We start from the raw sequence: 26,194 nt of genomic DNA on the forward strand, positions 1-26,194 counted from the left end.
GACCGAGCCAACTACGGACGCTTGAAACCGGTGATGCAGTCGATTGCATCGCAACCCGAACTCGAGCGTCAAGTGCTGGCAGCAGGGACGATGGTTTTGGAGCGGTTTTATCTTCCGGTACGGGTCGTCGAACAAGACGGCTTTAAAATCAGTGGTCAAATCTACGTCGAACTCGAAGGCTCCAATCCCACCACAATGGCGAAATCGCTCGGCTTCGGTGTCGTGGAATTCGCCAGCGAATTTCGACGACTCGATCCCGATGTCGTCTTGATCATCGGCGATCGCTACGAAGCACTCGCAGCGACGATGGCGGCGGCGTACATGAACCTGTGCATCGCCCATATCCAAGGCGGCGAAGTCTCGGGGTCGATCGATGAAAGCGCTCGCCATGCCATCAGCAAATTCGCTCATTTCCATTTCCCGAGCACCCAGCGTGCTGCCGACTATCTCGTACGCATGGGCGAGAAACCCGAAACCATCTTGACGATCGGTTGTCCGAGCAGCGACATCGCACGCACTCTGGAACGACGTGATTGCCAGAATTTGATCAACTCCAAAGGCAGCGGGGCCTCGATCGACATCAACAATCCTTATGCCTTGGTGATCTTTCACCCCACGACGACCGAATACGGAGGCGAGGCAAAACAGATGGAATCGCTACTGACGGCGCTACATGCGGTGGGCATGCCGACGCTACTAATGTGGCCCAACATCGACGCCGGCAGCGATCACGTCAGCAAAACCATTCGGCGATTTCGCGACAAACACAACCCAACTTGGTTGCGTACGCTGATCAACTTGATGCCCGAAGACTATTTACAAGTACTTGCCAATGCCACTTGTGCGATCGGCAACTCGAGCAGTTTCGTTCGCGACGCGGGTTTCTTCGGCACGCCCGTTGTCCTGGTGGGCAATCGGCAAGAAGGTCGCGAAACCGATCAGCACGTGACTCCTGTTGCTCCCGAAGTTGAAACGATCGAACAAGCGATCTTGGATCAAGTGACCAAGGGGCGCTATCCCGCCAGCGAATTGTATGGCGATGGCTATGTATCCGACCGAATTGCAGCATCGCTTGCCACGCTCGATCCCTACGTGCAAAAGCGACTGGACTACATCTACCGAGAATCCGAGTCCGCCAGCAGCACGGCACAGGCAGCCTCGGCGAATGGTCAATCCACCGAACCGACCAACGGGAAAAGCAAAGCATGCGTGTCCTTGGAATCGTAACCGCAAGAGGCGGTTCCAAAGGAATACCGCGTAAGAACGTACAAATGTTGTGTGGAAAACCTTTGCTGCAATACACCGCCGAAGCCGCCTTGGCCGCATCGAGACTGACACGCGTCATTCTCACCACGGAATGCGACGAGATTGCGGGAATTGGCAAACAGTGTGGACTGGACGTACCGTTTATGCGTCCGGCCGAATTGGCCAAAGATGACACACCCTCGTTGCCTGTGATTCAACATGCCGTGCAGTTTGTCCAGTCGCAGGGGGAACATTACGATGCCGTGTTTACGCTACAACCGACTCATCCCTTGCGATTAGCTGCGGACATTGACGGCGCGATCGATTTGCTCGAAACAACCGAAGCCGATTCGGTGATCTCTTTCGTCGACGTCGGCGAAAAACATCCCGCCCGCATGAAATTTATTGACGACGGCGGTCATGTGATCGATCCCCCGTTCGCCGAGGAGTTCGAAGGACAACGCCGCCAAGATCTACGCCCTCTGTATTTGCGAGAAGGGTCGGTTTATCTCACGCGAACATCGGTCTTGATGGAACAGCATTCCTTCAAAGGTCAGGATTGCCGTGCTTGGATTGTGCCAGTGGAGCGAGCCTGCAATATCGACACTCCGTTCGACCTTGTCATGGCCGAGTGGCTGATTGAGTTTTTGAACCATCGCGAGCGGGCAGCGGAATGAGGCCGATCGAGAAGCGAGGCGGTTTCAGATCCTTGTCGGTTAGAACATTTTTTTTGTACCCGTATTTACCTATGCCAAGTCTTCCTTTGGCAGCTGGCTATTACGCTGGATACTTAGTTTAGGGATGATCAATATGACAGAGGCATTTGCAAAAGAACTAGAGTCGTTTCAGGGTGTCTGGCAGGGAGGCTATTACGAGGGCGATCCTCTCAACCCGATGGCGAAGTCATCGTACCAACAGTTGGGGTTCATGAGTGTCTTGCATGCAACCACGCTACGCTGCATCAGACCCTACATTAACGATGAAACGATCGCGTTAGAGATTGGCCCAGGCAGAGGTGCGTGGACTCGCGCTATGTTGGGAGCCAAAGAGGTCTGGACAATGGATGCACTTTCGGCAGAGCACAACAAGTTCTTTGAGTACGTTGGCGACGCATCCAACGTCAATTACATGCAAGTCGAAGATTTTACATGCAGCAAGCTACCCGACGACCATTTTACATACATGTTCTCATTTGGCTGTTTGTGCCACGTGTCCTTTGATGGAGTAACAGCCTACGCCCAGAATTTATTCCCTAAACTGAAGAGTGGCGCCGATTGTTTCTGGATGGTGGCAGACTACGAGAAATGGAATGAAACCATCGAAGCGATTGAAAATTACAGTATCTGGACCGCGCTTGGCCAGAAGCAGCGGCGGTTCTCGCCACTCAATTTCGTACTTCGAAAACTGGTGAAATCTGAACTGAAACGCACTGGAAATCAAATCATTCGTAGACTCGATGAAGACAACACACCACGACCAAGAAGGTGGTATCACGCTGGTGTTGAGAGGACATGTGAGATGCTGAAAGAGACGGGCTATCAGATTATTGATCCTGACGTTGGCACCGTTCTCAGAGACCCAATAATCTGTTTCAGGAAGCCGTGAGTCGGATGCTGATCGATCCTAAGCCAGACATGTCAGATTGTTTTCCAACAACCAGTATTGCACCCGTTGTGTGCCGTGCAAACAGGCAGGCCATCCAATGAGTCGTCCCAGGCTACTGATCTCTGAGTCGGCTCAGTTTTCGGCTATAGCTGCTGAAAGTCTGCAACAGGTCGCGGATGTCTCGCTTGATGATTTGGATCGCCCTGGGCTGCTGGAATCGGTGTCAGATGCCGACGTGCTATGGATTCGTCTTCGCCACCAGATCGATAAACAGGTTCTTGATCGTGGACGTCACTTACAATTCATCTGCAGCCCAACGACAGGTTTAAATCACATCGATTTGGAAGAAGCCGGTCGTCGCGGTATCCAAGTCATTTCACTGCGTGGTGAAGTCGACTTCCTTCGCGAGATTCGTGCTACGGCAGAACACACGATCGGATTGATATTGGCCGTGTTACGCAAATTGCCAGCCGCGATGGAACACGTGATCGCGGGGGATTGGAATCGAGACCTGTTTTGTGGCGGTGAATTGCATGGCAAGACCATCGGCATTGTCGGGTTCGGTCGACTTGGCCGCGTGGTCGCAAAATATTTGCACGCGTTTGACACACGCGTCATCGCCGTTGACCCCAATGTCCAACAAGACCAAGTCCCCGAATACGTCGAAATGTTACCTTTGCATTCGCTGCTCGAGCAATCCGACATTGTCACGCTCCATGTCAACCTTTACGAACAAACCAAAGGCTTCTTTGGAAAAGAGCAATTCGATCGAATGAAGTCGGGTTCTTGGTTCATCAATACATCTCGCGGCGAACTTGTCGATGAACGAGCGTTGCTAGACGCATTACAAAGCGGCAAGCTTGCAGGAGCCGCAGTGGATGTTCTGAGCGACGAACGAACAAGCGGGATGTCACATCATCCCCTCGTCGCTTATGCCCGAAAAAATCGACAACTTTTAATCACACCCCATATCGGCGGATGTACCACCGAATCGATGATCAAGACAGAAATGTTTCTCGCTGAAAAACTATGTGCGGTATTGCAGGAATCTTCGGTAACTCGGTAGCCCGAGACGATCTCGAAGCGATGGTGGCCAGCCAACATCATCGTGGGCCAGATGCGTCGGGTATCTATATCGATCCAGCGCAAACCGCAGGTTTGGGTCACAACCGACTCAGCATCATTGATTTGTCCGATGCCGGATCGCAACCAATGTCCTCGGCGGACGGGCGATACAAAATCGCCTTTAACGGCGAGATCTATAACTACGTCGAACTTCGCGCCGAACTGAGCGATTATCCCTACCGCAGCCAAAGCGATACCGAAGTCATCTTGGCTGCGTATCAACGTTGGGGCGAATCGTGCTTGGATCATTTCATCGGCATGTTCTCGCTGATGATTTGGGACGAGACACAGCAGCGACTGTTTGCGGCCCGTGACCGCTTTGGTGTCAAGCCGCTGTATTATGCCAAATCTGCCTCGGGTCAATGGCTTTTGGCCAGTGAAATTCGTGCCCTACGGGCGGCCGGCTTGGTGACTCAGCCGGACACCGTCGCTTGGGCGACGTACTTAGCCGCGGGGGTCTACGAACACAGCGCGCGGACGTTTTGGCGTGATGTGGCGTCCTTGCCGGCGGGCCATCAACTGACGATCCAAAACAATCAACTCAACATCTCATGCTGGTACGATTTGGTCCAGCGCTCCGGGCAAACGCTGGATACAAGATCCGAAGACGAGGTAGCCGAAGAGTATCTAGCCGTGCTAAAAGAGAGCACTCGTCTGCGATTCCGCTCGGACGTCCCTGTGGGTGTCAATCTAAGCGGTGGACTGGATTCTTCGGCGCTGCTGGGGTTGGTTCAAGAATTGCAGGGCGAATCGAGCGAAGTCAAAGCGTTTACGTTTGTTACGGGCGATGATCGGTATGATGAATTGCCATGGGTCCATCAGATGTTGGCCCACACGAAACATCCATCGATCCAGTGCACGCTGCGTCCAAGCGACGTGCCCGAATTGGCCGAGTCCGTGCAATCCCACCAAGACGAACCGTTCGGCGGCATGCCGACGCTTGCCTACGCTCAATTGTTTGCCCGCGCCCGCGCCGAAGGGGTCATCGTCCTGTTGGATGGCCAAGGACTCGACGAACAATGGGCTGGCTACGACTATTACAAACGCGTTCTTGATGGAACGGCCAAAATCCAAGACGTGGGGACGGTACAAGCGGCCAAGAAAGGAGCCACTCGTCCGAACTGTTTGAGCGAAGAATTTGCGGCGGTTGCGGAATCCTTCCAAGCCCCCACACGCTACCCCGATGCACTGCGAAACCTGCAATACCGCGACGCCATGCACACCAAGATCCCCCGGGCGCTACGATTTAACGATCGGATCTCGATGCGGTCTTCCACCGAACTTCGCGAACCCTTCCTTGATCATCGGCTATTCGAATTGGCGCTGCGTCAACCTGCCGACCGCAAGATCGCCAACGGGGTCCAGAAGCGATTGCTTCGCAAGATCGTGGCTCGTTTGATGCCCGGCGGCGTGGTCGAAGCTCCTAAGCGTCCACTACAAACACCTCAGCGTGAATGGCTTCGCGAAGACCTGCGAGACTGGGCCGATGCAAACATCAACTCTGCATTAGAAACGTACGGAGGCCAGTGGCTCGACGCTCGCTCGGTGCGCAATGAATGGGATGAATATCAAAAAGGCGAAAGCGACAATAGCTTTTACGTCTGGCAATGGATCAACTTAGGCCTTTGCTGTAACTCGATGAAACAATTGGTCGCATCATGAAATCGGATCTGGCAATTCACGCCGAGGGCATTGGCAAGCAATACCGCATTGGCGCTCAACAAAAAAGTTATAGCACGCTACGTGAATCGTTGGTGGATCTGTCAACGAGCGCAGTCGGTGCGGTCCGTGGTGGGTTAAAAGAACTACGGCAACGACGCGAAAACAATTCGTTTTGGGCACTCAAAGACATTTCGTTCGAAGTCAAGCGTGGCGACGTCGTCGGTATTGTCGGATCCAATGGAGCCGGAAAGAGTACACTGCTGAAAGTACTGTCGAGAATTACCGATCCAACGCTTGGTTTTGTGGATCTTCGCGGACGCGTCGGATCCTTACTGGAAGTCGGCACTGGATTCCATCCTGAACTCACCGGACGCGAAAATATTTTTCTCAATGGAGCCGTTCTGGGAATGCCTCGCAGTGTGGTCAAAAAACAATTTGATGCGATTGTTGACTTCGCTGGGGTGGACCGATTTGTCGACACCCCGGTCAAACGTTACTCCAGCGGGATGTATTTGCGTTTGGCCTTTGCGGTCGCGGCCCACTTAGAACCCGAGATCCTGCTGGTCGATGAAGTACTCGCCGTCGGCGACGTTCAGTTTCAAAACAAGTGTATTGGCAAAATGGAGTCGGTTGCTAAAGAGGGACGCACTGTGCTGTTTGTCAGTCATAACATGGCAGCGATTCGATCGCTGTGCACCCAAGGAATCATGCTTCGTAGAGGTCAGGTTGTATCGCAAGGTGACGTGCAAACGGTGATCCAAGACTACTACGCCGATTTGGGTTTATTGGGATCCAATGAGTCGCCCGAAGAAGATGATGAACTAAGTGTATTTGGACGTATTGCTTTGGATAGCGGTGAATCCAATTCGCTGAACCATTCCGAACCGTTTGAAATTTCAACGACGTTCAAGTTCGATAACACGGTCAGCGGATTTCGCCTGTTTTGTTTCTTTTCGGACATGCGGAACCAGCAGTTGCTCGGAGTTTGCAAAACGAGTGAAGAGCTTGGATTCAGCGCAGACGTACCTGCTGGCAAGCATCGAGTATCGGTAAGCTTTCCCCCACTGTGGTTGAGCCCCGGCATGTACTCGGTCTATTTCAAAATGATGATGGCCGATGTCGACACATCCAAACATCTATCCAACGCGTTTCCTTTGGATGTATTCGGCGACAGCAGTCCGGTCGATGCGATGATTAATCCAAACACAAATTGGACCGTTCAAACAAATGAGGATACGCGGAGCAAAGCATGGCAACTGAAGACATCTATTCAGACATCTTGAATGAACATCAAACGGTCGATGAATTGATCACCGACTACCATGTCACGCAGAAGGCCATTCGCTGGCCGATCGAGGCGGCACTGGAATCCGCCGTGAAGGTTAGCTATCGAAACCAATTGGCGACTCAGCTTGCCGATGAAAGCGCAGAGGTAATTAGCCGACGCTACGTTTACATGACCGAAGCTACGATGAGCGAGTTGGTGGATTTAGTCGAGCAAAATCTGCTCGAACAACCTCTTCAAGGCTATGGAATTGAGCTCGGATCGGGTTGTGCCTTGTTAGCAGCCGTGGCGGCCAAACGTGCCAATGTCAAAGCCGTAATGGGATTGGAAGTCTGCGAAAATTTCGATGTGTTAATCCAGATCGTAGCCGCCTCGGTGCTCGGCAAGGATGCGACAAAAGTTGTTCCTGTGATCGGGTCCTTCGACGATCTGAGAATTCCTGACAATTCACTCGACTTTGCGGTTGAACATGATTCGCTGCATCATTCGGACAACCTGGCGCGATCGATGACCGAGTGCGCCCGCGTGCTGAAACCTGGCGGAGTATTGATCTGCTTTGATCGCTGTCATCCTAATTCGGTGACGGACGATGATGTCAACACGATGCTCGACCACGTTTACTCGCCTCATTTTTTAAAAGCGAACGGGTATCCGAGCGACATCGTGCTCACGCGACGCGAAAATGGCGAACACGAATACCGGCTCTTTGAATGGGAAGCGGCCGCCAAGACGGCCGGACTGGAATTCACACGGCGGTGCGAATTCCATAAGCGAATCACCTTCAAAAAGGCAGCCAAGGGCGTAATCTCGTTATTCCCTAATCCAATCAGAAAAAAATGGGGTGTCAACAAGGATTGCGATCTCGCTTCGACTCGCAAATGGGTTTCGCAACGTCTGCAAGCTTTCAATTCAGATCCAGACGACATGCTGGCTCCCAAACAAACCACTGTCATGATTTTTACAAAACCAAAATAGAGCCGAAGCCAAAGGACGCAGCTTAACGAAACCATCGACTACGACAAAACACAGTTTGATTAAACAATGAAGTTCATCCGCCGGGGGGAAAATGATGAGTTCACGAGTATTGGAAAATGATGGCCGCACGATTGAGGAAATACGCGAACATTACGAGATTGAAAAGGCACTTGCCAATCGATTGCGTCACGCGTCGGCCGAGGAACGTGCGACGCTTTATTCGGAGGTCTATGACGAGTTGTTTCAACGCGTCAAACACCATCCCCTTGTCAGTGGTAAAGAACAAAACGGACGTGCGCGACGTGTTGCCAGCACGATTCCCTTTCTTCGCAAATTCCTAACTCCCGAAAGCACCTTTCTGGAAATCGGACCGGGCGATTGCGCGTTGACCTTCGGCGTCGCAAAGTTGGTTGAGCAAGCTTATGCAGTCGATGTTTCTGAAGAGATCATGACCATTGCCGGATGTCCCGAAAACTGTGAATTGGTGATCTCCGATGGCAGTGACATCCCAATCAAACGAAACAGCGTGGATGTCGCCTACAGCAAGGACCTATTCGAACATCTACATCCCGATGACGCCGCCATCCATCTTAAAAATGTGATGGAGGTCCTGACGCCCGGCGGAGTCTATATCTGCCGTACGCCAAATGCATTGTCGGGACCTCATGATGTCTCGCAATTTTTTGACGACGATGAACCCACCGGACTACACTTGAAAGAATACACGACCACCGAGCTGGCACGCGTCTTTAAAGCGGCGGGGTTCTCTCGGGTGATTCCCTACGTGTGGGTCAAAGGCAGATTAATCAAATTGCCTCTGTGGCCGGTGGTGGCGGCTGAATCAGTGGTAGGTTGTCTTCCCCGTCCGCTGTGCAAAATGATTACCTCTCGATTACCACTAAAACGAGTACTAGGTCGTGTTATTGCAATCAAATAATGCCCTTTCGGAAGTCGATAACGAGACATCGGTGATTAAGATGGGGCAGATGAAAACTGCAGCATTTTTTCCCGATGGTGTCGGGATTCGCAACTTCGTCCTCGGCTCCTTTCTCGATCGCGCCGCCGATTTGGGTGAGGTATACGCGTTTCACGATATTCCCGAGCAACACCTCGCGGCGTATCAAAAATCGCAAGACAATCGTGTGCACTGGAAACAGTGCATCCCTTATCGAGACAAGCCTCTGGTGCGTTTCCTGCGTCGATCGTTGTCGCATGCCCATCTGCATCTCAATGACACGATGGCGATGCGATACGCTCGCGAGATACCGGTCCGAGGCAATAAACGCAGTCGAATCCAAACCTATGCCTCGCGTGCCTATGGTTGGATGTCCGCCTCGCCTCATCGGATTAGCAAGCTATTGCAATGGCATGATCGAGCGGCTGCAAAGCTGGAAAGTGTCGACGAATATGTCAAGCTCTTTGAAGAGATTCGCCCGACGGTCCTGTTTTGTTCGCATCAACGCTGTCTCGAAGTGATTCCGGCGGCACTGGCAGCGCGATCGATGGGAATCCCCACGGCGACGTTTATCTTCAGCTGGGATAACATCACCAGCAAAGGACGCATCGCGGCACCTTTCGATCATTTTCTGGTATGGAGCAACCAGATGCGTGACGAATTGCTGCAATATTATCCCGAAGTCAATGGTGAAAACATTCATGTCGTCGGGACTCCGCAATTCGATCCGTATGCGGATGAATCGTTGGTGTGGTCACGCGAGGAATTCTGTCGCCAAGTCGGGGCGGACCCGTCGCGACCGATCATTTGCTACTCCGGCGGCGAGCCCGGCACGACCCCCGAAGACCAAAACCATGTTCGGGTCCTCATGGAATTGGTCAGCTCGGGACGCATCAAGGGTAATCCGCAAGTACTGCTGCGCCCCGCCCCCGTGACTCGCGCCGATGAACGTGTTCGTTACGGTGATGTTTGCCGCGACTATCCCGAGTTGATCTACAGCAAGCCTCGCTGGTTGCAGACAATTCCGGGCGATTGGACCTCCGTGATTCCCTCGAGCGAGGACATTCAACTATTGGCGAACCTGACCAAGCATGTAGATTTGAATATCAATGTAGCATCCACCATGACGCTCGATTTTGCGATCCGTGACAAACCGGTCGTGAACATCGGCTTCAATACGATGTCGCCGCCGCCGTTTGGTGTGCCGCTGAAAGATTACTATTACAAATTCGAGCACTACCGTCCCGTCGTCGAAATGGGAGCGGCACGATTCGCAGGCACGCCGGACGAGTTGGCCGAGCACGTGAACGCTTACCTTGCGGATCCTTCACTCGACCACGAGAAACGACAGAGGTTCGTCGAATTCGAGCTTGATCTGCCGATTGGACGTTCAAGTGACAAGATCACAGCAGTCCTGCAAAAAATTTCAGTCCAAGCCTAATGAAAGTCTGCTTCATCTGTAACGAATATCCGCCCGGGCCTCATGGAGGAATCGGAACCTGTGTGCAAGTCCTGGCACGAGAATTGGCCCAATCAGGCCATCAGGTCCGCGTGGCGGGAATGTACCCACGAAGTTATCCGTCGGCGGATTACGAAGAAGACCAAGGAGTCCGAGTGTGGAGATTTCGGCGACCTCCCGGCCCCATCGCGGCGATCACGAGTCGTTACCATTTGTACAAACACATCTCTCGCTGGTGTCAAAACGGCGAAGTGGACATCGTGGAGGTGCCCGATTGGGCCGGTTGGGCTGCAGGATGGCCGAAACTCCCCGTGCCAGTGGTAGCGAGACTTAATGGATCGGCTAGCTATTTTGCCGCGGAAATCAACGGTTCCGTCGGCAACACCACCTACTGGCTTGAACGTGCTTCGCTGCGCCGCGTCGACTACTGGTGCTCGGTTAGCAACTACACTGCGGCCAAAACTCGAGATCTCTTTAAGCTGCGTCGTGGCCCCGATGCAATCCTTTACAATCCAGTCGAAATTCAACCGGCAGTTGCCGGCAATCGAACTTCGAATCAAGATGTCGTGTTCACTGGGACACTGACCGAAAAGAAGGGCGTCATTCCCCTGTTTAAAGCATGGCATCAAGTGCTCGCAGAATGCAATGACGCGAAGCTACATGTCTACGGAAAAGACCGTGCTACAATCGATGGCCAATCGATGCAGCAGTACCTCTGTTCGCTTCTGAGCAGTGATGAGCTGCAACATGTCATTTTCCACGGACATCTCGAACGCGACGCATTGTTTCAGGTCCTTCGCCAAGCCCGCTTGGCTGTGTTCCCATCTTATGCCGAAGCATTTGCATTAGCACCGCTGGAGGCGATGGCATGTGGTTGTCCCACGATCGCTAGCAAACGCGGAGCGGGATCGGAGTTGATGCGAGATGATCAAGATGGATTGCTCGTCGACCCTGATAATGTGGATGAGATCAGTGCCGCGATCATTCGCTTGCTGCAAAACGACCAAGTCGCCGCAAGGTTGGGCGAGGCGGGTCGCGCCCGCATCGAACAGACTTTTTCGATCCATAAACTTCGATCACAGAATGAAGCTTTTTATCGTCAATGCATCGAAGCCTACTCGCAGATGGCCGCTTAGACAGATCCAATTTCCATGAGTGCTTCCATAACCGAACGACGGGTTGACGCCCATCACAGCGAAGACATTTTGACGTTCATTCGCGATGGAGTCAGGGTACAGAATATCCCGACACTTCCCGACGAAGCAGCCCCGCTTCACAAAGGTTTGACCGTGTGTATTTGCACGTTCAAACGCCCTGATAGCTGTGTTCGTTTTCTCGACTCGTTGCCCCAGCAAGATCTCAAACCGAATCGTCTTGTGATTGTGGACGCAAGTCCTGGGGACGAAACGGAACAGCGAATTGCGGGCTATTCCCAGATCGCGGATCTAGCGGACGAGGTATTTTACTTTCGCGTTCAAGGTGCGTTTCAAACCTTGACCTGCTCACGCAATTTTGCATTGCGTTGGGTTGCAACCGATTTGCTTGTGTTCTTTGATGACGACATTGTCCTGCAACCGCGATGTCTGTCGGAGATGGCTCAAGTTTATCGTGACAACGAAGACGAAGTGGTGGGGATCAACGCGCATGATCGACAAGGCAATAAAACGCCGCCGTTGTTGTGGCGTATTCGCCGCTTGTTCCGAATCGTCCCCCACTTAACACCCGGTACTTACACTCGAGGCGGAATCTCGGTCCCCTGGATCTTCCAGCCGCCCACCGAATCAGTGGTCCAAGGCGACTGGCTCAGCGGTTGTGCGATGATGTGGAAGACGTCGGTGATCCGCGAAGTGAAGTTTAACGAGGCCTTTGGGGGGCACAGCACGGGCGAGGATCTCGATGTCAGTCTTCGCATGGGACGGCATGGAAAACTGATGCTGGCAGGAAAAGCACATGTGTTGCATCTGCCTGATAAAGCAGGACGCCCCAATAGTTACGTGATCGCTTATGCCGGTATCCAAAACGCCTACGACATTCACCAACGTTGCTTAGAGAATCGCACCGTTCTCGACACGATGCGGTTCGTGTACGCGTTTGGTCTGGACACCGTTTTACGAAGCTTGACCTTCGTCCGTCCGGGACAAATGAAGCGGCGATGGAATTTCGTGCGTGGCAGAACAATGTTCTTCTTCGATCGTCTATTTCGCCGCAGCCCAAAACGAAAATCAGGTTAATTACGAATAAAAATGTCGGCCGGTTTAGCATCGCATCGTCCCTTCGCTACCCCAGCGCGTCCTCCGATTGGACAGCATGCCGCGCTGCCGAAAAACACCAAGGCCGAAAATGCCGCGTTATGGATCGGGTTCGGCGTTGCATTGCTTTGGCTAAGCACCGTGATCATCGGTTTCAAAGCCGCGTTGGGCTTGGTCACTCTATGCGGTTTTGCGATGGCCATGATTGGTCTTCGCCATCCGCTGGTAGGGGCTCTGGGGGTAAGCGCCATCTGTTCGGTCGATGCACTTTCACGCGTGTTTCTGATGACCACGGGCGTGCTGCGATACAACACGTTTAACTACTGGCTCGTCCTGGTCATCCTACTTACGATCCCCCTTCAATTGCGTCAGAAGGATCCTCACACCCGAATCCTTCAGTTTTACGTATTCATCCTATTTGGTGGATTAATCCTGACCCCGGGTTTAAAAGACGGCATCCTCCATCTACTCAATTTGGTTTCGGTTTTTGGACTGCTCGCGTATTTCTACCGTTGCCGAAATTACTCGCATCTCTGGTACGTGTTGGGGATTTCCATTGGGACGCTGTCGGCGTTTGGCGGTCTTGCATTTTTCTTTATGCAAGATGAATTGAGCTTTGTCGAAGCTCGTGCCGAGTACATCGCGAAAGACATTATTGATCGCAACTATATCGATCCCAATGCACTGACCTACTTTTTTCTGACCGGCATCTTTGCCACCTGTTTCGCGATCGCCGGAAAATCAAAAGAAGGAAGGGCGCGGACAGCCCTGCTTGTGCTTTTTGCCGTCAATTGCTGCTGGGCTTTTTTGGTTGGTAGTCGTGGCGGAATTTTAGTGGCCAGCGCATGCATCCTATTTGTCTTGACTTCGGTACGATCTAATACAAGGCGGTTCAAGTTTATCGTGGTCGGGGTGCTGGCGGTGGTCATCGTGATCAACGCATTTCCGAATCTTCGCGACCGATCGGTGGGACGGATTGACAAATTATTCGATGATCAATACACCGCTGCGGAACGGACCAGTAGCCGATCCGACTTTGCCATCGGTGCTTGGCGAATATTTTTAGAGAATCCATTGGGGATTGGCACCGGAGGATTCAAACGAGGTTGGGCTAATTTAAAAAACACCGATGGACTTGGCAAACGAAAACTCGGTGTCGAAAAGGCCGCCCACTCCGCTTGGCTCAAAACACTTGCGGAAAATGGAATCCCAGGAATCATCGTGTTTACCGCCTTCGTTTTTTCCTTTGCGTATATCGGCTGGGAACAGCGTCACCGAGGCAATTTGCCCTTGGGACTGCTTGTCACGATGACCCTATCGTCCGCATTTACCTCGACACAGTTCCAGGCCAAGGGTATCTGGTTTATCGTAGCCGCAGCGATTGTTTTCCTACATCACCGACCACGAATCTCGCAACGCGTGATCGCGTCAAGAAGCCCTGGTGCGTTGCGTGAATACCCCAGCCATCTTCGTACCTAAATCAACAGATAACATGTCAAGCAAGGTTTTAATCACAGGTGGCGCCGGATGTATCGGTTCGGATTTGGCCGAGGTGTTGGTAGCGCGAGGCAATCACGTCACCGTGTTAGACAATCTTAGCAGCGGTCGCCGAGAACATATTGAGCCGCTGTTGCCCCACGCCAACTTTCGTTTCATCCAAGGGGATCTGCTTGACCCAACGACGTTAGACGCGGCAATGGATTCGGCGGAAATGGTGTACCATCTCGCCGCCAACCCCGATGTCAAATTCACCCCTGGCGATGCCACCGACAAGGATCTGAAACAGAACACGCTTGCGACCTATGCCGTCTTGGAAACGATGCGACACCATGGCATCAAGAAACTGGCATTCTCGTCCACCTCGGCAGTCTATGGCGTTTGCGAAACGTTGCCCATCAGCGAGCAACAAGCACCGCACCCGATCTCACTTTACGGTGCCAGCAAACTTGCTTGCGAAGCGCTGGTCGGATCCTTTCAACATCTATTTGACATGCAGTGTTGGGTCTTTCGATTTGCCAATATCGTCGGCAAGAAAGTTCGCTCTCGCGGTCGCACCGTGATTGCTGACTTCGCGCACAAACTACTCGACGATCCAACCACATTGCCGATTCTTGGCAATGGAAAACAAGCAAAATCGTATTTGCTTAGCAGCGAATGCGTCGAGGCGATGCTGTTTGCGATCGAGCATGCCAAGCAACCGATCAACACCTTCAATCTGGGCTGCAGTGACTCGATTACGGTCGACCGCATCGCGGAATTGATGGTCGCCGCGATGAATCTTGAAAACGTCAAATTCGAGTACACGGGAACCGAAGGGGGTTGGGCAGGTGACGTGCCACGATTTTTATTAGATGTCTCGGCGATCAACCAACTCGGTTGGCAGGCGAAACATAATTCAGAGCAAGCGATCCGCTTTGCCATTGAAAACACACTCCAAGAAATCAACCAACCGACATGCAAGCCGTAATCCTCGCTGGCGGTCTAGGTACACGGCTTTGGCCGTTAACTAAAACGGTTCCTAAACCGATGGTACCCATTGCCGGGACACCCTATCTGGAACACCAACTGCGATTGCTAAAGCAGCAATCGATCACTGACATTGTCTTGTTAACGGGCTATCTGAGTGAACAGATTGAAGACCACTTTGGCGATGGTTCTCGCCTGGGGATGACGATTCACTATTCTCGCGAAACCACACCGCTGGGGACTGGCGGGGCGTTGCGGCAAGCTGGCCCCTTACTCGCCGGAACGTTTCTAGTGATCTACGGTGACTCGTATTTACCAATTCAGTATGCGGACGTGCTAAACACACTCGCCGATTCATCCGCGACCGGTGTCGTGACCGTGTATGACAATCACGAGGAAGACACCGGAGTTACGAATAACATAAGTTTGGACGAGGACGGTTTTATCGCCAAGTACAAAAAGGACGCGGCGGGCGATCCGTCACTTCGCTTTGTCGAGGCAGGTGTGCTCGCGTTCCGGCGTTCCATAATCGACTTGATTCCCACCGGGCAAGTCTCGCTCGAACAACAGATTTTCCCCCAACTTATCGCCAAGCGAGAACTGTTCGGACACGTCACGCGTCAACGGTTTTATGACATTGGCACCCCTGAACGGCTCGAGCGAATTGCGGATCAACTCACATGATTATTACTCGTACTCCGTTTCGTATCAGCTTCGCCGGCGGTGGCTCGGATCTCGAAGTGTTCCATTCCCAGGAACCGGGTGCGGTGATTTCCACCGCGATCGACAAATACATGTATCTGACTGTGAAAGAACGCTTTGGTGACTCGTTCCGCGTCAGCTACTCGCAAACGGAGCTTGTCGATACCCCCGATGAAATCCAACATCCGATCGTGCGTGAATGCCTTAAATCGCTGGATATCCGCAAAGGGTTAGAAATCGTTTCGGTTGCCGATTTGCCAGGCCAAAGCGGGATGGGATCGTCCAGCAGTTTCACAGTGGGTTTGTTACATGCGCTGCATGTTTTAAACGGACACGTCGTGACCGCGAAACGTTTGGCCGAACAAGCCTGTAATATCGAAATTAATATTCTGAAAGAACCGATTGGAAAACAGGACCAATACATTGCTGGTTTTGGTGGTCTGAAATTCATTCAGTTTCACCCCGATGGCACTGTGTTTGTCGACCCCGTCGTGTGTCGACGCGGAACGTGGGAGGAATTGAATCGACGACTGCTATTGTTTTTCACAGGCAAAACGCGACGCGCAAGCAGTGTGCTGAAGAAACAAAAATCTAATTGTGAATCACGGCGGCCCGCGCTTCGTCAATTGTGTGGCATCGCTCACCAAATGCGTAACATCCTTTCCGAAGGCCGCGACTTGAACGCTTTTGGACGCTTGTTACATGACGCTTGGGAAACCAAGAAAACGCTCGAGTCATCGATCAGCAACGGGGATATTGATGCCGTCTACAATCGTGGCATGGAAGCGGGTGCGCTCGGAGGCAAGTTGCTTGGTGCCGGCGACGGCGGATTTGTGCTCTTTTTCTGCGAGCCCCATTTGCAGTCACAGCTGCGTGAAGCCCTCTTTGATCTGACCGAGGTTCCGTTTCGCATGGAACCCGAGGGCAGCAAAGTCATCTTTGTCGATGGAGATCGCTGGTGAGCCGCCGCTGCATCTTTTTAGATCGCGACGGCGTGATCAACGTCAAAGCCAATCCGGGTGAGTACATCCGTAGTTGGGACGAGTTTCATTGGATCGATAACACCATCGATTGGATCCGATTGTTCAACGCAATGAATTTCTTGGTCATCGTGGTAACCAACCAACGTGGTGTCGCACGTGGATTGATGACCCAAGCGAAAGTGGATGCGATCCACGAACAAATGGTTGCCGAGCTCGCTGCCAAAGAAGCATTTATCGATGACGTCTTTGTTTGCCCTCATGAAATCGGATCGTGCGATTGCCGCAAACCGCAGCCAGGCATGATTCATGCCGCACGCGACAAATGGGACATTGATGTGCAACGTTCGCTGATGATTGGTGATTCCGAATCGGACCGTCAACTGGCGTTCCATTGCAAAATGGGATTCATCGAAGTCCACGATGGCCGGATCAGCGACGTGGAGCAACTAGCATGATTCTCGAATTACACAGGCAGAGACTCAGCGTCGTGAAACGGGCCGCAAACCGCAGTACCCAGGACGCAATTCGCTGATGAAACGTCTCGTTGTAATCTCACACGTGATCCATTATCGCCACGAAGGCAAACTTTATGCGTTCGGCCCCTATGCTCGCGAAATTGACATCTGGGCGGATTTGTTTCCTGAGGTAGTCATCGCAGCACCGTGTCGAGACACGCCTCCCAAAGGCGACAGCATGCCGTTTGACCGCGCGAACATCTCGATTCAACCCGTGATGAAAACGGGGGGTGACACGCTCCGTTGCAAAATCACACAGCTGCTTCAGCTTCCAATTGTTCTTGTCGGATTGTGTCGTGCCATGTCTCGGGCGGATGCGATTCACGTGCGATGTCCGGGAAATCTTGGGTTCCTCGGCGTGCTGCTGGCACGATTTTTTTCTCGCTACCGCGTTGCCAAATTTGCGGGCCAATGGAACGGATACAAGGGAGAAAATTTGACAGGCCGATTGCAGCGTTGGCTATTGAAGTCGTGGTGGTGGGGTGCCCCAGTGACGGTCTATGGCGAATGGCGTGACCAACCGCCCCACATTCATTCGTTTTTTACGTCCATGATGAGCGACGAACAGGTAGAATCGGCCGTCACTCACGCACAGACCAAAGCGTTTTCCAGTCCGTTACGCGTGCTGTTCTCGGGACGTTTGGTAGCCGAAAAACGAGTCAATGTGTTTATCGAGGCGATCGCTGCCGTTGCCACCAGCGGTATCGAACTAGAGGTTCGCATCGTGGGCGATGGCCCGTTGCGGTCTGAATTGGAAGCCCTCGCTCGATCGAGCGGCATTGATCGATTTACCCGTTTTGTGGGCGCTGTTCCGTTTGAACAGTCACTCCAGCACTATCACTGGGGCGACTGTCTGGTGTTGCCCTCGGTCCACTCGGAAGGTTGGCCCAAAGTGGTCGCCGAAGCGATGTGCCATGGACTGATTTGTATCGCGGTCGATCACGGGCAAGTGGCCAGAATGCTTGCTGGGCGAGGCATCTTGCTGCCAAATGGCGAGACCGAACAATTTGTCACGGCGCTGAAATCGATTGCGGACGATCCTGCGAAATTCCGCGAACTCGGTCAGCAAGCTTCGCAATGGTCGCAGCGTTATTCACGCGACGGTTTGCGATCGGCTTTGGCCGAACTGCTGCAGCAAACCTGGGGCGTCCGCCTCATTCAGTCTGTCAACACATCCACTGCACCCAAAGTGAATTCCGCGGAAGTACTCTTAAACGAATGATTGCGGAAAACAAAACCGATCGTCGAATTCATGTTATGCACATGACCGACACGCTTGATCTGGGAGGACGTGAGCGGATCGCGGTCGAGTTGGTTAACCAGATGCCTCGCGATCGATATCGAACCTCACTATGCACGACGCGTCGAGACGGGCCTCTTAGTCCATGCGTTTCTGCGGATGTCGGTCGGATTTGTCTACACCGAAAACGCACGTTTGATCTTCGTGCAATTCGCAACCTCGTGAAGTATAACCGCGACCACCGTGTTGACGTACTGCATGCTCACGGGTCGTCAATTTTAGTCGCGCGAATGGCGGCGATGTTTTCACCTTATCCTGCGATTATTTGGCACGACCACTATGGAACCAACGATCGCAAAGAACGTTCGACGTGGTTGTTCCGACTTTTGCTGCGGCAAGTCGGAGGCGTCGTCGCAGTCAGCAAACCATTAGCGGATTGGTCACAAAATCGACTGCACTTCCGCAAAGACCGGATCTGGTGCTTGCCTAACTTTGTCGACACCACCAAACGAGTCGCCCCACATCGCGAATTGCCGGGACGCCGAGGCTCGAGAATCGTCTGTGTCGCGAATGTTCGCCCCGTCAAAGACCATCTAACATTGATTCGTGCGATGCAACACGTCGTCATGCCTTACCCCGACGCACATCTGTTATTGGTCGGTGCCCATCCCGACGCTAACTACCTCGGTTTGGTGCAACGCGAGATTCAGATCCAGGGGTTGCAATCCCATGTTACTTTGCTTGGCATACGCCAGGATGTCACCAGTATTCTCGAGGGTTGTGACATCGGCGTGCTGAGCTCGACATCCGAGGGGCTTCCCGTTTCGCTGTTGGAATATGGTGCCACATCGATGTCGGTCGTGGCCACTCGAGTGGGACAATGCGGCGATGTGCTTGACGATGGCAAGGCCGGACTGCTGGTCCCTGCAAGTGAAGCGAGTCAATTGGCAAATGCCATCATCTCGTTACTGGCCGACGAATCCAAACGAAAAACACTAGGCCGCGCCTTTTTTAACCGAGTTCAGTCCCGCTACAGCGCCGAGGCGGTGATCGGACAGCTTTCGCAGATCTACGATACCGTGTTGGGGTCGCGATGAGCCCTTCGACAACCACCTCCGTCCTGCTGGTCGGCAATTTCCTTTCGGGAAAAGTCGGGAACTATTCTGTCTGCGAGGATCTTGCCGGCAAGCTCGAATCGGTTGGATTGAATGTCTTTACTGCGTCGCATCATGCGGCCCGCATCGCTCGCCTGCTGGACATCGTGACGACCACCTGGAAACGGCGACATGACTACACGGCTGCCAACGTCGATGTTTACAGTGGCCTGGGATTTGGATTGGCCGAAGCCGCCTGCTTCGTATTGCGTGCCGCAGGAAAACCGTATGCGTTGTCGCTACGTGGTGGCAACCTGCCCGAATTCGGACGACGATGGCCGCGACGCGTCGATCGTTTGCTTCGCCATGCCACGGTGGTTACAACCCCTTCGGATTATCTGAAGCAACGGATGGAAGTCTATCGCAGGGATATCCAACTGCTGCCGAATCCGCTGAACCTAAGCCGCTATCCCTTTCGTTTGCGAGACAAACCAACCGCGAAGTTAGTCTGGGTACGCAGTTTTCATCACTTGTACAACCCGACGCTGGCGATTCGCTTGGTCGCCGACCTGCAACCGGTTTATCCCGATATCGAACTGACGATGGTCGGCCCTGACAAAGGCGACGGCAGCTTTCAAGCCACGCAGCGAGCCGCCCACGATCTGGGCGTAGCGGATCGCGTTCGGTTCACCGGCGGGGTCCCAAAAACTGAAATTCCGGACCAACTCAAACAAGCCGACGTGTTCATCAACACAACCGATTTCGACAACACGCCGGTCAGCGTGCTCGAAGCGATGGCGTGTGGGCTGTGCGTCGTCAGTACCGATGTCGGTGGCATGCCGGATCTCGTTGATCATAATCAGAATGCACTGCTCGTTCCCCCGAATGATCCTGCAGCCATGGGGGCCGCAGTCCAGCGAGTTTTGAGTGAAGTCGGATTGGCCGAACGATTATCGCAAAACGCCAATACGTTCGCAGGTCAGTTCGATTGGCCAGCAATTCTGCCGAAATGGGTCCGACTGTTCGAAACGTTAAGCGAAAAAGCAACGCACTGAAATGCCACTTACGGAATGCAACCATGCGCGTCGTTGACACCACTGAAAACGTTCGCGAGAACGAACAACACTATGACCAATCTTATCGTGACGTGAACGTCGACGAGATCGTCACCATGGTCGAAAACTTTGACGAATTCTTTCGTGACGCCGTGCAGACCGATACGAGTTGGTACGGAATGTACATGGATGGTTTTGCGGACCGGCTGAAAGGGAAACGCGTCTTGGAATTGGGCTGTGGCAACGGCGTCAATGCACTGGCGATGTCCGTGTTGGGTGCTCAAGTCGTCGCGGTCGATATCTCCAGCGAGAGTGCACGCATTGTCAACCAAGCCGCACAGAAACTTGGGTTTGGTCCCGAGCGTGTCCAAGGATTGTCAGGTGATTTCACTTCCTTGGACCTCGAACAGGATTCGTTTGATTGTGTCGTAGGCAAAGCGTTTCTGCATCACTTGACCGAGGAACTCGAGCGAGAGTATTTGGCTAAGGCAGCGGGAATGCTCAAACCCGATGGCGAGGCAAGGTTTTTTGAACCGGCCGAAAACAGCCACACGCTTGATACGCTGCGATGGATGGTGCCGGTGCGAAATCGCCCCTCGTCGCTAAACCAAAAGGCATTCGCTAATTGGAAAGCCAGCGATCCACATCCCGATCGCAGCAACAGCTCGCAAACGTACCTACAAAACGCGGCACTGTATTTCGAAGAGGTGCAGGCGTTTTCACTCGGCAGCATCGAGCGATTTCACAAACTACTTCCGGGTGGTTCTTTCAATCGCAAATACCGTCGTTGGGCTCATCGAGTCGACGCCCGCATGCCTAATTGGTTCCGACACAAATTTGCACGATCCCAATTGTTGGTCTACCGCCACCCCAAGCCTAGCGCCGCGGATCGCGGTTCACTTTAGGATTAACGCTCCGTGGAAATCACCATCATTCTTAGTTCTCCGCGTTCGGGCAGCAGTTGGTTGTCTCGCGTGGTCCGCTGTATTCCCGATCACAGCGTGTTTACGCACAACACGTACACGACGCAGTTCCTGTACTCGCTATATCCCATCAAATCAGTCAATCCGTTCGGCGATGACGGAATTGGAGATCCGGGATGGCTCGCTTCGCTTCTGAAGCCATGGCGGGTGCGCCGCGTCCGCTCGTACATCGAATCACGTGCTGCGGGAAAACCGATCGTACTGATCTCGCCCACGTTATCCAATTTTTTACCGCTATTGAAGGAAGCATTTCCCGACGCACGGTATGTGCATTTCCAGAGAAATCCGCTAGACACAATCGCGTCGATGAAAAAATTCCTAGCCAAGAATGACTGCGGCGGATTCATCGATCGCTATCGGGCCCACGCGTACGGCGGTCGAATTTTTGCGATGCGAAGTGCCTGTATCCATACGCTGCATCGTCTGCGTTGGATGCGGCTAATTCATCGTGGCTATCTCGGCGTCCGCCCAGGTGGATTTCAAGACGCCGCCCGCTATAGCTTGGTTGACTTCCTCAGTTGGTACTACACCGCCAATCAACGCGACATTCTTGATGGACTCGCGGACATCCCCGCGTCACGACAAGTCGGCATCCACTACGAAAAACTGGTCGAACATTACGACGAAGAAGTCGCCAAACTGCTGAACTTCATGATTGGTGACAAAGAAAAGCCAGAAATACCTCACTCGCATGACGGTGTTCGCAGCGGTGCGGTAGGTCGTTGCAACGAGTTGTTCGACGACAACGAACTTGAACTAATCCGTTCTTTCTTGCGGACCAATGCCCCCAAAAGTGTGTTGCAAACCTACCGGCTCGAAACGCCCCATTCGGTCGTCGACGAGCAATGGATTAAGCAGGAGACATCATGACCAACGTACTACCGACTCAGGCGGACCAATGGGAAGAACGTCTTGTGGCCACGTCCCAAGAGACGATGGAGCATTGCCGGGGACTTTATGATGCCGACCATTTGAAGCCACTGTTTGATGTCCTGCGGCCCGAAAGTAAAATTGTCGAAGCGGGCTGCGGCTTGGGGCAATTTGTCTATATGTTTGCCTCGCTGGGCCATCACTGTATCGGGCTGGACTATTCGGCGAAGCTGATCGAAGACGCGCAAGCTCGAGGCGAAAACCTAAAGGACTTGCCCGGCACAATGGAGTGGGTCGAAGGCACGATTTTGGACTTGCCGTTTGCAGACAACTCGCTGGACTGTTACGCAAGCTTCGGTGTGCTCGAGCATTTTACACGCGATCAACAGCGGGTCATTTTGTCCGAAGCCCATCGTGTGCTCAAACCCGGTGGATTGCTGTATCAATTTGTCCCCAGTTTCTGGTCACCATGGACCGTTCGCCGCGAACTCCGTTACTGGTTTCGCAAGATGGTTCCTCCCAACATTGTTTGGCAGAAAAACATCCGCCGGTCGCTGCTGCGAAAAATGTGTGCGGAACCGGGGTTCCAAGAAGTCTCGTGCCAATCGGTGTATGCCGGTGTGGCACTGCGAAGCATGAGGCTACCGAACCGGCTTCGTCGTCTGACTCCGGCCCGCATTCGCCAAGCTTCACAGCAAACCGTCGATCGAATGGGAAAGTGGCTCGACCGCCGCGATACCCTCGGTTACGGGCTTGTTTATATCGGAAAGAAGTAAAGAGCGGCCAATGTCGGTACGAGCATTCGAAACGGAACAGCACATCGCTTCCACGCTGACATCAATTCAACCTCCGAGATTTTAGAGAGTAGAATTATGGGCAAACTCGATCAACTTTATGCTCGTCTTCCAGTGACAGGCCAGAATGTTGCCGTCAGCACTTACGGTCTTTATTGGAATTGGGTCCGCTTTGGACCAGGTTACAAAAAGTTTGTCACGCAGTACCGAGCCCGAGATCGCTTTTCTGCGGACGAGTGGCAGCGGTGGCAGCAAATGCGACTCAATTCGTTTCTGACGTCGGTACTCGACATCCCTTACTACGCGAATCATTGGAGCGAGTCGGCGAAAGCAGCCGCAAGAGCGGGACAACTGAGCGATTTACCGCTGCTCGAAAAACAACCGCTCCGCGACGATGTATCGCAGTTCCTACGCCCCGGAAGTCGTCCGCTACGACGAATGATTTCGCGAACGAGCGGGTCGACGGGGACGCCGATTGACAACCACTGGCTTTGGCAGGAAGTCCGCGAGGCACGAGCCGTACGCGAGGTGCGTTCGGCCGGCTGGGCTGGCGTCTCTTTTGCCGAACCACGAGCGACATTTTCGGGACGGTTTGTGGAACCAGATCCGCACAGCAGTGGACCGTTTCACCGCTACAACCGGGTTGAACGCCAAGTCTATTTCTCTGCCTTTCATCTTCGCCCCGACACGGCACATCAATACGTTGACGCACTTCGTCAACACCGTACCCGATGGTTAACGGGCTATGCGGTTTCGTTCTACCTGCTGGCGGAGATGATTCTGGAACAGAAACTCGACGTCCCGAAATCATTGCAAGCAGTTGTCACTACCAGCGAAAAAGTTACCGACGAAATGCGAGACGTGATGCAGCGTGCATTCGGCTGCCGTGTTTTTGAAGAGTACAGCACCGTCGAAAACTGCTTGTTTGCAAGTGAATGTGAAGCGGGAAATCTACATGTCAGCCCCGACGTTTCGGTGGTTGAAATTCTCCGCCCCGACGGCACCCCTTGTGATCCCGAGGAACCAGGCGAAGTCGTCACGACTTGCTTAATGCGAAACTATCAACCCTTTGTTCGCTACCGCGTGGGGGACATCGCAACCTGGTCTGCGGTCCCCTGTGGTTGTGGACGGAGCATGCCGGTGTTGAAGGAGGTGGTTGGACGTTTGGAAGATGTATTGATCGGTCCTGATGGTCGGCGAATGGTCCGATTTCACGGTGTCTTTGTGAATCAACCCAACGTCCGCGAAGGGCAGGTGATTCAAGAAACTCGCACACGGATTCGTGTCAAAGTGGTCCCCACCGAAGCATTTACCGCCGCGGATGTTGCCGACATTCAGAACCGGGTGCAACAAAGAATGGGTGAGGTCGAAGTAGTGGTGCAGCCGGTAACGGAAATACCGCGGAGCAAGGCAGGTAAATTCAAGGCGGTGATCAACTTGACCTCACAAAACACATCTACGAACACCGGAGCTAGCGAATATGTCGCTCACTGAGTTGTCGCAACCGCCAACGGAATCAGCGTCTTCCACCACAGGAACACGCCCCAAGATCTGTATTTTGACCCAATATTTTCCGCCTGAAATGGGGGCGCCCCAAGCCCGTTTATCGGAACTTGGCGAACGTCTGATTGATTTGGGATGGGACGTCGAAGTCTTGACAGCGCTTCCCAACTATCCCACCGGAAAGGTTTTTGAAGAGTTCGATCCCCGCCAGCCTCATGTGCATCAGGTTGGCCGAATTCGCACCGTCCGTGTTCCGCTGTACACCGCCAAACAAGGTTTTACTAAACGCATTCGCTGCTATTTCTCTTTTGTACGTGGCGCCAAACGTTATGGCCCCAAACTGTGTCAACGTCCCGATTTATTGTTCGTCGAATCCCCCCCGCTGTTTATCAGTTACGCAGCAAAATATTTAGCCAAACGGTGGAAGTGCCCCTTTGTGTTTAACGTCAGCGACTTGTGGCCCGAGTCGGCGATTCGCATGGGAGTCGTAAAACCGGGGCTCGCCACAAAGATGGCCGAACGTCTGGAACTGGCAACCTATCGACGCGCCACCGCCATCACGGGTCAATCCGATGAAATCATCGCATCGGTGCGAGAGCGATGTCCGCAGGTGCAAACGCAGGTCATCACCAATGGTGTCGACCCAAGTCGCTTTGGTCCTGAGCATGCCGATGACGAAGCACGTCAATTGATCGGATCCGAACCGGGGCCAATCTTTATTTTTGCGGGGCTGCTTGGTTTGGCGCAAGGGCTAAACCAGATTCTCGATCTTGCCAAATCGCTTGATGCCTCGACACCAGGACGTTTTGTCTTAGTCGGAGACGGGCCTGCGCGTGAGGACTTAGAGAAACGGATTGAGCGTGAATCGATCGACCGTGTCAAGATCGTACCAGCACAGCCACGCGAGCGGATTCCCGCGCTGCTCGCTTCAGCCGACGTCGCCATTATCAGTCTGGGAATGGCTATCCCCGGCGCCGTTCCCAGCAAGATCTATGAGGCCATGGCATCGTCACTGCCGATCTTGTTGATCGCCGATGGCGAACCGATGCGACGTATTGAGAAATCAAGTTGTGGTTTATGCGTCGTTCCGGGGGATCGAAAAACACTCGTTGCTCAGTTTATTCGTCTCGCGAACTCTCCACCGCTTCGCGAGCAATTGGGTGCAAACGGACGCGAAGCTGCCGAGAAGGTTTACAATCGAAACTTAATTGCAAAACGACTCGATAAATTCCTACGTGACCTCTTACCGGTCCTCCATTGCTGAAGAATTCATCATGTCAATAAAACCACTTCCACCGGAATCAAGTTACGTAACAACGCCAGCAATTGACTCGGCAAACGAGACATGCCGGTTACATGCAAAACGAATCATTTGTGTGTACGAAAATGGCCCATTAACCACCGACTCTTCTTATGCGGTGCCCCGACT

Annotated in this window: 24 protein-coding genes; all 24 read left to right on the forward strand. The window is 53.0% G+C overall.

Annotation, left to right across the window (positions count from 1 at the left end):
* The coding region (gene neuC, locus ABX962_RS03610; protein ID WP_372716702.1) for a UDP-N-acetylglucosamine 2-epimerase at positions 1-1,227 on the forward strand (1,227 nt) is incomplete at its 5' end.
* Positions 1,206-1,922 (forward strand): cytidylyltransferase domain-containing protein, encoded by a 717-nt coding sequence (locus tag ABX962_RS03615; protein ID WP_372716704.1) that lies wholly within the window; start codon positions 1,206-1,208, stop codon positions 1,920-1,922. The genes neuC and ABX962_RS03615, both read left to right, overlap by 22 nt.
* 124 nt (positions 1,923-2,046) lie before the next feature.
* On the forward strand, positions 2,047-2,850 hold the full coding sequence (locus ABX962_RS03620; RefSeq protein WP_372716706.1) for a methyltransferase domain-containing protein: 804 nt from the start codon (positions 2,047-2,049) through the stop codon (positions 2,848-2,850).
* A 97-nt stretch (positions 2,851-2,947) separates the two neighbouring features.
* Positions 2,948-3,916 (forward strand): NAD(P)-dependent oxidoreductase, encoded by a 969-nt coding sequence (locus ABX962_RS03625; RefSeq protein ID WP_372716708.1) that lies wholly within the window; start codon positions 2,948-2,950, stop codon positions 3,914-3,916.
* Positions 3,880-5,637 (forward strand): asparagine synthase (glutamine-hydrolyzing), encoded by a 1,758-nt coding sequence (gene asnB / locus ABX962_RS03630; RefSeq protein WP_372716710.1) that lies wholly within the window; start codon positions 3,880-3,882, stop codon positions 5,635-5,637. The genes ABX962_RS03625 and asnB overlap by 37 nt, the downstream gene beginning before the upstream one ends.
* Positions 5,634-6,920 carry a polysaccharide ABC transporter ATP-binding protein gene (locus tag ABX962_RS03635; protein WP_372716712.1) on the forward strand — a complete coding sequence of 429 codons (1,287 nt, stop codon included), beginning with the start codon at positions 5,634-5,636 and terminating at the stop codon, positions 6,918-6,920. Before asnB ends, ABX962_RS03635 begins: the two co-directional genes overlap by 4 nt.
* Positions 6,887-7,897, forward strand: a complete 1,011-nt coding sequence (locus ABX962_RS03640; protein ID WP_372716714.1) for a class I SAM-dependent methyltransferase — start codon at positions 6,887-6,889, stop codon at positions 7,895-7,897. The genes ABX962_RS03635 and ABX962_RS03640 overlap by 34 nt, the downstream gene beginning before the upstream one ends.
* A gap of 91 nt (positions 7,898-7,988) precedes the next feature.
* Complete coding sequence (locus ABX962_RS03645; protein ID WP_372716716.1) at positions 7,989-8,834, forward strand: class I SAM-dependent methyltransferase; 846 nt, start codon at positions 7,989-7,991, stop codon at positions 8,832-8,834.
* Positions 8,815-10,293 (forward strand): hypothetical protein, encoded by a 1,479-nt coding sequence (locus ABX962_RS03650; RefSeq protein WP_372716718.1) that lies wholly within the window; start codon positions 8,815-8,817, stop codon positions 10,291-10,293. The genes ABX962_RS03645 and ABX962_RS03650 overlap by 20 nt, the downstream gene beginning before the upstream one ends.
* The gene (locus ABX962_RS03655) at positions 10,293-11,447 is read left to right on the forward strand and encodes a glycosyltransferase family 4 protein (RefSeq protein ID WP_372716720.1); all 1,155 of its coding nucleotides are present in this window, start codon (positions 10,293-10,295) and stop codon (positions 11,445-11,447) included. The genes ABX962_RS03650 and ABX962_RS03655 overlap by 1 nt, the downstream gene beginning before the upstream one ends.
* Positions 11,448-11,462: 15 nt before the next feature.
* Positions 11,463-12,542, forward strand: coding sequence for a glycosyltransferase family 2 protein (locus ABX962_RS03660; RefSeq protein ID WP_372716722.1), 1,080 nt, complete (start codon positions 11,463-11,465; stop codon positions 12,540-12,542).
* A gap of 12 nt (positions 12,543-12,554) precedes the next feature.
* Entirely contained in the window at positions 12,555-14,039 is a 1,485-nt protein-coding gene (locus tag ABX962_RS03665) for an O-antigen ligase family protein (protein ID WP_372716724.1), read from the forward strand.
* A gap of 13 nt (positions 14,040-14,052) precedes the next feature.
* A complete protein-coding gene (locus ABX962_RS03670; protein ID WP_372716726.1) occupies positions 14,053-15,027 on the forward strand; it encodes an SDR family NAD(P)-dependent oxidoreductase in 975 nt (324 codons plus the stop codon).
* Positions 15,015-15,710, forward strand: a complete 696-nt coding sequence (locus ABX962_RS03675) for a nucleotidyltransferase family protein (RefSeq protein ID WP_372716728.1) — start codon at positions 15,015-15,017, stop codon at positions 15,708-15,710. The genes ABX962_RS03670 and ABX962_RS03675 overlap by 13 nt, the downstream gene beginning before the upstream one ends.
* Entirely contained in the window at positions 15,707-16,690 is a 984-nt protein-coding gene (locus ABX962_RS03680; RefSeq protein ID WP_372716729.1) for a GHMP kinase, read from the forward strand. Before ABX962_RS03675 ends, ABX962_RS03680 begins: the two co-directional genes overlap by 4 nt.
* Positions 16,687-17,166 (forward strand): D-glycero-alpha-D-manno-heptose-1,7-bisphosphate 7-phosphatase, encoded by a 480-nt coding sequence (locus tag ABX962_RS03685; protein WP_372716731.1) that lies wholly within the window; start codon positions 16,687-16,689, stop codon positions 17,164-17,166. Before ABX962_RS03680 ends, ABX962_RS03685 begins: the two co-directional genes overlap by 4 nt.
* Before the next feature lie 76 nt (positions 17,167-17,242).
* Positions 17,243-18,448, forward strand: coding sequence for a glycosyltransferase family 4 protein (locus ABX962_RS03690; RefSeq protein WP_372716733.1), 1,206 nt, complete (start codon positions 17,243-17,245; stop codon positions 18,446-18,448).
* Positions 18,445-19,563 (forward strand): glycosyltransferase, encoded by a 1,119-nt coding sequence (locus ABX962_RS03695; protein ID WP_372716735.1) that lies wholly within the window; start codon positions 18,445-18,447, stop codon positions 19,561-19,563. Before ABX962_RS03690 ends, ABX962_RS03695 begins: the two co-directional genes overlap by 4 nt.
* Positions 19,560-20,615: a glycosyltransferase family 4 protein gene (locus ABX962_RS03700; protein WP_372716737.1), complete on the forward strand. Its 1,056-nt coding sequence runs from the start codon at positions 19,560-19,562 to the stop codon at positions 20,613-20,615. The genes ABX962_RS03695 and ABX962_RS03700 overlap by 4 nt, the downstream gene beginning before the upstream one ends.
* 23 nt (positions 20,616-20,638) lie before the next feature.
* A complete protein-coding gene (locus ABX962_RS03705; protein WP_372716739.1) occupies positions 20,639-21,520 on the forward strand; it encodes a class I SAM-dependent methyltransferase in 882 nt (293 codons plus the stop codon).
* 12 nt (positions 21,521-21,532) lie between these two features.
* The gene (locus ABX962_RS03710) at positions 21,533-22,468 is read left to right on the forward strand and encodes a sulfotransferase (protein ID WP_372716741.1); all 936 of its coding nucleotides are present in this window, start codon (positions 21,533-21,535) and stop codon (positions 22,466-22,468) included.
* Positions 22,465-23,244, forward strand: coding sequence for a class I SAM-dependent methyltransferase (locus tag ABX962_RS03715; RefSeq protein WP_372716743.1), 780 nt, complete (start codon positions 22,465-22,467; stop codon positions 23,242-23,244). Before ABX962_RS03710 ends, ABX962_RS03715 begins: the two co-directional genes overlap by 4 nt.
* Before the next feature lie 96 nt (positions 23,245-23,340).
* Positions 23,341-24,756 (forward strand): phenylacetate--CoA ligase family protein, encoded by a 1,416-nt coding sequence (locus tag ABX962_RS03720; RefSeq protein WP_372716745.1) that lies wholly within the window; start codon positions 23,341-23,343, stop codon positions 24,754-24,756.
* Positions 24,743-26,029: a glycosyltransferase family 4 protein gene (locus ABX962_RS03725; RefSeq protein WP_372716747.1), complete on the forward strand. Its 1,287-nt coding sequence runs from the start codon at positions 24,743-24,745 to the stop codon at positions 26,027-26,029. The genes ABX962_RS03720 and ABX962_RS03725 overlap by 14 nt, the downstream gene beginning before the upstream one ends.
* Positions 26,030-26,194: the final 165 nt, after the last annotated feature.

Origin of the sequence: Novipirellula sp. (genome assembly GCF_041583735.1) — a bacterium.
Taxonomy (GTDB): Bacteria; Planctomycetota; Planctomycetia; order Pirellulales; family Pirellulaceae; genus Novipirellula.

Coding starts and splice junctions, on each gene's coding strand:
- ABX962_RS03615 (WP_372716704.1), top strand. CDS start 1,206: ATGCGTGTCCTTGGAATCGTAACCGCAAGAGGCGGTTCCAAAGGAATA.
- ABX962_RS03620 (WP_372716706.1), top strand. CDS start 2,047: ATGATCAATATGACAGAGGCATTTGCAAAAGAACTAGAGTCGTTTCAG.
- ABX962_RS03625 (WP_372716708.1), top strand. CDS start 2,948: ATGAGTCGTCCCAGGCTACTGATCTCTGAGTCGGCTCAGTTTTCGGCT.
- asnB (WP_372716710.1), top strand. CDS start 3,880: ATGTGCGGTATTGCAGGAATCTTCGGTAACTCGGTAGCCCGAGACGAT.
- ABX962_RS03635 (WP_372716712.1), top strand. CDS start 5,634: ATGAAATCGGATCTGGCAATTCACGCCGAGGGCATTGGCAAGCAATAC.
- ABX962_RS03640 (WP_372716714.1), top strand. CDS start 6,887: ATGGCAACTGAAGACATCTATTCAGACATCTTGAATGAACATCAAACG.
- ABX962_RS03645 (WP_372716716.1), top strand. CDS start 7,989: ATGATGAGTTCACGAGTATTGGAAAATGATGGCCGCACGATTGAGGAA.
- ABX962_RS03655 (WP_372716720.1), top strand. CDS start 10,293: ATGAAAGTCTGCTTCATCTGTAACGAATATCCGCCCGGGCCTCATGGA.
- ABX962_RS03660 (WP_372716722.1), top strand. CDS start 11,463: ATGAGTGCTTCCATAACCGAACGACGGGTTGACGCCCATCACAGCGAA.
- ABX962_RS03665 (WP_372716724.1), top strand. CDS start 12,555: ATGTCGGCCGGTTTAGCATCGCATCGTCCCTTCGCTACCCCAGCGCGT.
- ABX962_RS03670 (WP_372716726.1), top strand. CDS start 14,053: ATGTCAAGCAAGGTTTTAATCACAGGTGGCGCCGGATGTATCGGTTCG.
- ABX962_RS03675 (WP_372716728.1), top strand. CDS start 15,015: ATGCAAGCCGTAATCCTCGCTGGCGGTCTAGGTACACGGCTTTGGCCG.
- ABX962_RS03680 (WP_372716729.1), top strand. CDS start 15,707: ATGATTATTACTCGTACTCCGTTTCGTATCAGCTTCGCCGGCGGTGGC.
- ABX962_RS03690 (WP_372716733.1), top strand. CDS start 17,243: ATGAAACGTCTCGTTGTAATCTCACACGTGATCCATTATCGCCACGAA.
- ABX962_RS03695 (WP_372716735.1), top strand. CDS start 18,445: ATGATTGCGGAAAACAAAACCGATCGTCGAATTCATGTTATGCACATG.
- ABX962_RS03700 (WP_372716737.1), top strand. CDS start 19,560: ATGAGCCCTTCGACAACCACCTCCGTCCTGCTGGTCGGCAATTTCCTT.
- ABX962_RS03705 (WP_372716739.1), top strand. CDS start 20,639: ATGCGCGTCGTTGACACCACTGAAAACGTTCGCGAGAACGAACAACAC.
- ABX962_RS03715 (WP_372716743.1), top strand. CDS start 22,465: ATGACCAACGTACTACCGACTCAGGCGGACCAATGGGAAGAACGTCTT.
- ABX962_RS03720 (WP_372716745.1), top strand. CDS start 23,341: ATGGGCAAACTCGATCAACTTTATGCTCGTCTTCCAGTGACAGGCCAG.
- ABX962_RS03725 (WP_372716747.1), top strand. CDS start 24,743: ATGTCGCTCACTGAGTTGTCGCAACCGCCAACGGAATCAGCGTCTTCC.